General features: G+C 63.3%; 8 protein-coding genes. 6 read left to right on the top strand and 2 right to left on the bottom strand.

Features of this window, described 5'->3' with window-relative positions; all coding sequences use genetic code 11:
• The first annotated feature begins 133 nt into the window (after positions 1–133).
• Positions 134–841, top strand: coding sequence for a nitroreductase (locus tag FXV83_RS39410; protein ID WP_148745438.1), 708 nt, complete (start codon positions 134–136; stop codon positions 839–841).
• A gap of 119 nt (positions 842–960) precedes the next feature.
• Here the strand turns inward: FXV83_RS39410 and FXV83_RS39415 are convergent, their stop codons facing one another.
• A complete protein-coding gene (locus FXV83_RS39415) occupies positions 961–1,509 on the bottom strand; it encodes a sigma-70 family RNA polymerase sigma factor (protein ID WP_148745439.1) in 549 nt (182 codons plus the stop codon).
• The gene (locus FXV83_RS39420; protein ID WP_187436475.1) at positions 1,509–1,742 is read right to left on the bottom strand and encodes a NepR family anti-sigma factor; all 234 of its coding nucleotides are present in this window, start codon (positions 1,740–1,742) and stop codon (positions 1,509–1,511) included. Before FXV83_RS39420 ends, FXV83_RS39415 begins: the two co-directional genes overlap by 1 nt.
• Positions 1,743–1,956: 214 nt before the next feature.
• Between FXV83_RS39420 and FXV83_RS39425 the strand changes: the two genes are divergently transcribed.
• The 5 genes from FXV83_RS39425 to FXV83_RS39445 all read left to right on the top strand — a co-directional run bounded on the left by FXV83_RS39425 (position 1,957) and on the right by FXV83_RS39445 (position 6,737).
• Positions 1,957–2,763 carry a response regulator gene (locus FXV83_RS39425; protein ID WP_187436476.1) on the top strand — a complete coding sequence of 269 codons (807 nt, stop codon included), beginning with the start codon at positions 1,957–1,959 and terminating at the stop codon, positions 2,761–2,763.
• Positions 2,764–2,959: 196 nt separating this feature from the next.
• Positions 2,960–3,559, top strand: coding sequence for a nuclear transport factor 2 family protein (locus FXV83_RS39430; RefSeq protein ID WP_148745442.1), 600 nt, complete (start codon positions 2,960–2,962; stop codon positions 3,557–3,559).
• A 250-nt stretch (positions 3,560–3,809) separates the two neighbouring features.
• Complete coding sequence (locus tag FXV83_RS39435) at positions 3,810–4,214, top strand: hypothetical protein (RefSeq protein ID WP_148745443.1); 405 nt, start codon at positions 3,810–3,812, stop codon at positions 4,212–4,214.
• Between the two features lie 123 nt (positions 4,215–4,337).
• Entirely contained in the window at positions 4,338–6,215 is a 1,878-nt protein-coding gene (htpG, locus tag FXV83_RS39440; protein WP_148745444.1) for a molecular chaperone HtpG, read from the top strand.
• 240 nt (positions 6,216–6,455) lie between these two features.
• On the top strand, positions 6,456–6,737 hold the full coding sequence (locus FXV83_RS39445) for a DUF3551 domain-containing protein (RefSeq protein ID WP_148745445.1): 282 nt from the start codon (positions 6,456–6,458) through the stop codon (positions 6,735–6,737).
• Positions 6,738–6,875: the final 138 nt, after the last annotated feature.

Below are 6,875 nucleotides of genomic sequence, written 5' to 3' on the forward strand. Positions count from 1 at the left end.
CAGTAAGATTAGCCCTGCGGATGCGCGAAGCGCAATCCGCTCGGCGTAACCCACCACTTCTGCCGATGTTGAAACAAAAGAGGTGGGTTGCGCCTTCGGCTAACCCACCCTACGCAGACGAAAAGGCCGCGCCATGGATGCGAAATCGCCCACTCACTCCACCGAAGACCGCATCGGCGTGCTCGAAGAGCTCCTCAATGAGCGCTATTCGGTCCGCGCCTTCCTGCCGAAGCAAGTCGATCGCGCCACTATCGAGTACGTGCTGAAGACCGCGCAGCGCACCGCGTCCTGGTGCAACAGCCAGCCCTGGCAGGTCGTCATCGCCAGCGGCGAGGCCAAGGAGCGCTTCCGCAAGCTGATCTACAAGGAGGCCTCTAGCGGTCTTGGCGATGACTACGATTTCACGCCGCCGCGCGAATATGTCGGTACCTATCTGGAGCGCCGACGCGAAAGCGGCTTCCAGCTCTACAACACCCTGGGCATCGCCCGCGGCGACAAGGCGGCCTATGCGAAACAGGCGCTGGAGAATTACAATTTCTTCGGCGCGCCGCATGTGGCGATCATCCACACCAACGAGCCGCTCGGCATCTATGGTGCTATCGATTGTGGCGCCTATGTCAGCAATTTCATGCTGGCGGCGCAGGCGCTCGGGCTCGGCACCATTCCGCAGGCAGCACTAGCGCGCCATTCCGGCCTGATCCGACGTCACTTTAATCTTTCGGACGACCGCCGCGTCGTCTGCGGCATCTCGTTCGGCTATGCCGACCACGCCCACAAGGTCAACAGTTACCGCACCTCGCGGGCGAGCGTTGCAGATACCGTGACGTTTGTGGAGGACTGACGGAGTTGTCGCATCGCTTGCGTGCTGCGCAGGAAGGACTCTCACGAAGGACTCGCACGAAGACGGCCGTTGAACGGCCGCCTTTACATGTGTCGCTTGGGTCCGATTGACGCCGGACGCTATCCGCCGCTGCTGCCGATGACGGCGCGCACGGTCTCGTCAGGCCCAAAATCCTCGGCGCCCTCGACATAGAGCAGCGCTGCGAGCTTCGAGCGCGCGCGGTTGACGCGGCTCTTGATGGTGCCGACCGCGCAGCCGCAGATCGAGGCTGCGTCCTCGTAGGAGAAGCCGGAGGCACCGACCAGGATCAAGGCCTCGCGCTGGTCCTGCGGAAGCTTTTCGAGCGCCGTGCGAAACTCCTCGAACTCGAGATGTGCGTTCTGCGAGGGCTGCGTCTTCAGCGTCTTGGCATAGTTGCCTTCCGCATCCTCCACCTCCCGCCGCCGCTTGCGATAGTCGGAGCGGAACAGGTTGCGAAGGATCGTAAACAGCCACGCCGGCAGGTTGGAGCCGGGCTGGAACGAATCGATGTTGGCGAGTGCGCGCAACAGCGTCTCCTGAACCAGATCGTCGGCACGGTCCGCGTTGCCGCTGAGTGAGATGGCAAACGCGCGCAGACTCGGCACTGCCGCCAGGATGTCGTTACGCAGGGATTCCGTGAGAGGCATTAATCCCTCCCATTGTTGTTGTCGTTAGAGCCCCCGTCATTTTCCACTTGGGGCGTCGCTCCCGGCGCATCAAGCTTCTTGATCAGCTCCGCGAACCGATCCGGGACCCCCTGCCTCACGACGTCGTCGTACATGGCGCGCAGTTGGTGCCCGATCCGGGACTGAATCTCCGGAGTGAGCCCTCCCTTGCCGGGGGTCGTGCTTCTGCTGGCTTGAGACTTGAGATCTTTCATGACCTGTTCCACGTTTCCCCGAGTTAAGTGACTGCAAAATAGAGAAATTTTCTCAACCGGGAGCCGTTCCCTAGTTAGGCACAATGCGAGGTTCGATAAAAAGTTCCCCCTCTTACGGAACTTTTCTTGGTCTGGAGCGTAATCAGCCGTGCGGGGGAACCAGGGCCTCCCCCTCGTTATGCACCGAAGGCTGGGCCCGATGAATGGAGTGGGGATGTCCCGTTCACAGCTTGTTGCTGAGCACTTGCCGTTGTTGCGCCGGTATGCACGTGCCCTGACGGGTAGCCAGGCCTCCGGCGACGCCTATGTCGCAGCCATGTTGGAAGCCATGTTGGGAGACCCGTCGGTGCTTGACGAGAGCCACGGACCGCGGGTCGGCCTATTCCGGCTGTTCACCCAGATCTGGAATTCGGTCTCCGTCAACGATGACGCCGAGGTGGCGACCCTGCCGATGCCGCCGGAGCGGCGGCTGTCGAACATCACTCCGCTGCCGCGGCAGGCGTTCCTGCTGCTGTCGCTCGAGGGATTTTCGGAAGAGGAAGTCGCCTACATCCTCAACACCGACGTCGCCGAGACGCGGCGGCTGGCGGACGCTGCAGGACGCGAGATGGCGGCCGAGATCGCCACCGACGTGCTGATCATCGAGGACGAGACCTTCATCGCCATGGACCTCGAGAGCCTGGTGAAGAATCTCGGGCACAACGTCGTCGGCGTCGCGCGTACCCATGCCGACGCGGTGGCGCTCGCCAAGAACAAGCGGCCCGGCCTGATCCTCGCCGACATCCAGCTTGCGGACGGCTCGTCGGGCCTGGACGCCGTCAACGAATTGCTGCGCACTTTCGAGGTGCCGGTGGTGTTCATCACCGCCTATCCGGAGCGCTTCCTCACCGGCGAGCGGCCGGAGCCGGCGTTCCTGATCTCGAAGCCGTTCCAGCCAGCGATGGTGTCGGCGGTGGCGAGCCAGGCGCTGTTCTTCCAGCGCAACTCGCGCAACCGCGCGCCCAGGGCGCCGGCGGCGTAAGAAGGCGCCTGCGGCTTAAGAAGGCGCCTGCGGCGTAACCGCGGCCTGACATTGGCTGATGATGATCCGATCCGGCGTACCGCAAGGTGCGCCGGATTTTTCCTGTCGTTTTGCCGCGCTTGACGGCCGTTGAATTCGCCGCTCATACCTCGTGCAGCGGCCGCGTTGCGGCCGCAGCGCAACCGGAGACGTGTGCATGGACCAGCAACTCCTCGATCGCCTCGCCATCCGCGACCTCGTCGAGAACTGGGCGGTCTGGCGCGATGCCGGCGACTGGGAGCGCTTTGCCACCGTCTGGCACGAAGAAGGCTGGATGTCCGCCACCTGGTTTCAGGGGCCGGCGCGGGATTTCATGCGCGTCAGCCAGGAGGGGTTCGCCAAGGGCGTCCGCATCCTGCATTTCCTCGGCGGCACCAGCATCGACCTTTCGGGCGATCGCGCCATCGCCCAGACCAAGATGACGATCTCGCAGCGCGCGCCGGTGCATGATGTGCCCTGCGACGTCGTCTGCACCGGGCGCTTTTATGATTTCCTGGAGAAGCGGCAAGGCCATTGGGGCATCGTTCGCCGCCAGCCGATCTACGAGAAGGACCGTATCGATCCGGTCGATCCCGCCGCAACCCTCCGCCTCGACAGCCAAGCGCTCGCTGCGCTGCCTGAAGGCTACCGCCATCTCGCCTACATGCAGGAGCTGATCGGCTACAAGGTCAAGCGCGACATGCCGGGCCTGACCGGGCCTGAGGTCGAGAAGCTCTATGCCGAGGGACGGACGTGGCTGGCGGGGAAGGCGAAATGAACTCCCAAAAAAAGCAGGGCGCGACTGGCATCACCACAGTCGCGCCCTACGTCGCCGGCTTATGGGGCAGGGGGGAATAGCCGGCTGTTGTGACGACTCCCGGGCGCGGGAGTCGTTCCAGGCGGTTGCAAAATATTTTCCGAGGCTCGCGACTTTCTGGCACACGGTTAAGTGATCTTAGCCGTTGAGAACTCCTGGTCCTGTGCTTGCGTTGTTCCCGCGATCGCCATGGGGCGAGGGATCGATTGCCATGTCACAGATTTATAAGGGATTTTTGGAAGCCGTCGCGATTGTCGCGACGCTTGGCGCTGCGCAGCTGGCTTTCGGCCACGATCTCGCCGACCGCTGGCAGGCGGTCGCGGACAAATCCGGCGATGTCGTCAATCGCGCCGGCAAGGCCGACCGGCTTGCTGACCTCAAGCAGGCCTCGGCTCCCACCCGCACCGTCTCGATGCGCCTGAACGATCTCGCCGATACATCCGTCTTGCTGCGGGTGCCCGCGTCGACCGAGACCGGAAATGCGAAGCCGCCGGTGCTGCTCCCCAACCAGAACCAGAAACAGGGTCGCAACAAGCCGACGATCGCCTGCGAGCCGATGGTCAGCTCCCTGACCGAAGTCGCCAAGCTGCTCCAGCCCGGCCGCTGCTTGACCTGATCGCCTCCGGCCGTGGACAAATCGCACTTTCCCGCCGGGAGGCGATCTATCACGTCCACTTGATCCCTTCTCCCTGCGCGTTATATCCCGGGTTTCTTCCCTTTCCTTTGACCGGGTAAACGCATGACGACGTCAGATACGGCTGCGCATACGCAGCCCTTCCAGGCCGAGGTTTCCGAGCTTTTGCACCTCATGGTGCACTCGGTCTATTCGGAGACCGATATTTTCCTGCGCGAGCTCGTCTCCAACGCGTCGGACGCCTGCGACAAACTGCGGTACGAGGCGATCGCCAATCCGGCGCTGCTGGGTGAGGGCGACGCGCTCAAGATCCGCATCGCCCCGAACAAGGCGGCCTCCACGCTCACGATCGCCGACAACGGCATCGGTATGGAGCGGCAGGAGCTGATCGACCATCTCGGCACCATCGCCCGCTCCGGCACCAAGGCGTTCGTGTCGAAGCTGAAGGAGGCCAAAGACGGCCTCGGCCTGATCGGCCAGTTCGGCGTCGGCTTCTATTCCGCCTTCATGGTCGCCGAGAAAATCGTGGTGGTCAGCCGCCGCGCCGGCGAGAGCGACGTTTGGAGCTGGACCTCCTCAGGCGGCTCGGGCTTCGAGATCGCCCGCGCCAGTGAGGAAGACGCGGCGCGCGTGCAGCGCGGTACCGAGATCGTCCTGCACCTGAAGGATGACGCCAAGAAATACCTCGAGACTTACGAAATCGAGCGCGTCGTCGGCGCCTATTCCGACAACATCCTGTTTCCCATCGAGCTCGTGCCGGAACAGGGCGAGCCGCGCCAGATCAATTCGGCGAGCGCGCTGTGGCAGCGCTCGAAATCGGAGCTGACGGCCGAGGACTACAAGAAGGCCTATCAGCAGATCGGCTCCGCATTCGATGATCCGGCGATGACGCTGCATTATCGCGCCGAGGGCCGCTACTCCTACGCCGTGCTGCTGTTCGCGCCGTCGACAAAGCCGTTCGATTTGTTCGAACCCTCGCGCAAGGGCCGGGTGAAGCTCTATGTCCGGCGCGTCTTCATCACCGACGATGCCGATCTGTTGCCGGGTTACCTGCGCTTCATCCGCGGCGTCGTCGACAGCGAGGATCTCCCGCTCAACATCTCGCGCGAGATGCTCCAGAACAATCCGCAACTCACACAGATCCGGAAAGCGGTGGCGACCCGCGTCGTCAACGAGCTCGAAAGCCTCGCCGAGAAGGACCCGGAGAACTTTGCGAAAATCTGGGACGCCTTCGGCGCGGTGCTGAAAGAGGGCATCTACGAGGATTTCGAACGCCGCGAAAAGCTGCTCGCGCTGTCGCGCTTCACTACCACATCGGGCGAGAAGCGTTCGCTCAAGGACGCCATCGCCGATTTCAAGCCGAACCAGACCGAGATCTATTATCTCGTCGGCGACAGCATCGAGCGGCTGAAGTCCAATCCCCGGCTCGAGGCGGCGACCGCGCGCGGCATCGAGGTGCTGCTGCTGTCCGATCCCGTCGACGCCTTCTGGACCTCGATGCCATCGGAGTTCGAGGGCAAGCCGCTGAAGTCGCTGAGCCAAGGCGATCTCAACCTCGATCTGATCCCGCGCGTCGACGAGACCGACGAGGCCAAGAAGGCCGAGCCCGTCGCCGACGAAGCCGCCACCATCGCCGTGATCAAGGCCGCGCTCGGTGAGCGCGTCAGCGACGTCAAGGCCTCGACGCGCCTCACTAACTCCGCCTCCTGCCTCGTCGCCGACAGCCAGGGGCCGAGCCGCGAGCTGGAGCGCATCCTGGCGCAGCAGAATCGCGGCAAGCCCACCAAGCCGATCCTGGAGATCAATTTGCGCCATGCGCTGGTGACTGCGATCACCAAGGCGCAGGCCGGCTCCAAGGTGGTTGACGACCTCAGCCTGCTCCTGCTCGAACAGGCGCAGATCCTGGATGGCGAGTTGCCGGAGGACCCCGCCGCGTTTGCTGCACGGCTGAACCGGCTGGTGTTGCAGGGGCTCGGCGGATAGCGGCCCCGTAGACGGCGAAATCATCTCACACTGCGCTCCTTCCCCTTTGCGGGGGAGGTAGCCCAGGAACGGTATCTATCGTGGTGGTCGCGAACAACGCCGAGCGGCTATGTGCGTCACGCGAGCCACACCTCACCTTGCCGTCATCTGTCCTTGGAACAGTCGCGTGCGCCGGGATGTTGTGTCATATGAACCCGTCGGCATCGACATCGCCGATGTTACCGATTCGAGGATTTCTCCATGCGCCTGCCGTTCCTGACCCTCACTGCGATCTTCACGCTGCTTGGCGCAGCCGATGCCAGCGCGCAGAGGTACGATCCGGCCTATCCCGTATGCATGCACCGCTACACCGGCGGCGGCTTAAATGGCGGGGGCGGTGACTATTATGACTGCTCCTTCACCTCGTTGCCGCAATGCCGTGCCACGGCGTCGGGCCTTGCCGCGACCTGCGACCTCAATCCCTATTACGCCTTCAACGAACAGCCGCTGCCCCGCCGGCGTCACAAGAAGGTGCAGCAGTAGCGGTAGGCGATGCGGTTTCCGGAAACAGGTTTGATGCATCGCTCAGTGGGCCTGATGTGACTGCCGGTGCGGTGCTCATGGCCGCGCCGTCTCACGCGGACCTTCGATCCCGCTATCCCGTCGTCCGTGAAGAACGCT

Origin of the sequence: Bradyrhizobium hipponense, from assembly GCF_008123965.1 — a bacterium.
Taxonomy (GTDB): domain Bacteria; phylum Pseudomonadota; class Alphaproteobacteria; order Rhizobiales; family Xanthobacteraceae; genus Bradyrhizobium; species Bradyrhizobium hipponense.

Bases quoted from the DNA above. Each gene is read 5' to 3' on its own strand.
- FXV83_RS39435 (WP_148745443.1), top strand. From the start codon at position 3,810: ATGTCACAGATTTATAAGGGATTTTTGGAAGCCGTCGCGATTGTCGCG.
- FXV83_RS39410 (WP_148745438.1), top strand. From the start codon at position 134: ATGGATGCGAAATCGCCCACTCACTCCACCGAAGACCGCATCGGCGTG.
- FXV83_RS39445 (WP_148745445.1), top strand. From the start codon at position 6,456: ATGCGCCTGCCGTTCCTGACCCTCACTGCGATCTTCACGCTGCTTGGC.
- FXV83_RS39420 (WP_187436475.1), bottom strand. From the start codon at position 1,742: ATGAAAGATCTCAAGTCTCAAGCCAGCAGAAGCACGACCCCCGGCAAG.
- FXV83_RS39415 (WP_148745439.1), bottom strand. From the start codon at position 1,509: ATGCCTCTCACGGAATCCCTGCGTAACGACATCCTGGCGGCAGTGCCG.
- FXV83_RS39425 (WP_187436476.1), top strand. From the start codon at position 1,957: ATGTCCCGTTCACAGCTTGTTGCTGAGCACTTGCCGTTGTTGCGCCGG.
- htpG (WP_148745444.1), top strand. From the start codon at position 4,338: ATGACGACGTCAGATACGGCTGCGCATACGCAGCCCTTCCAGGCCGAG.
- FXV83_RS39430 (WP_148745442.1), top strand. From the start codon at position 2,960: ATGGACCAGCAACTCCTCGATCGCCTCGCCATCCGCGACCTCGTCGAG.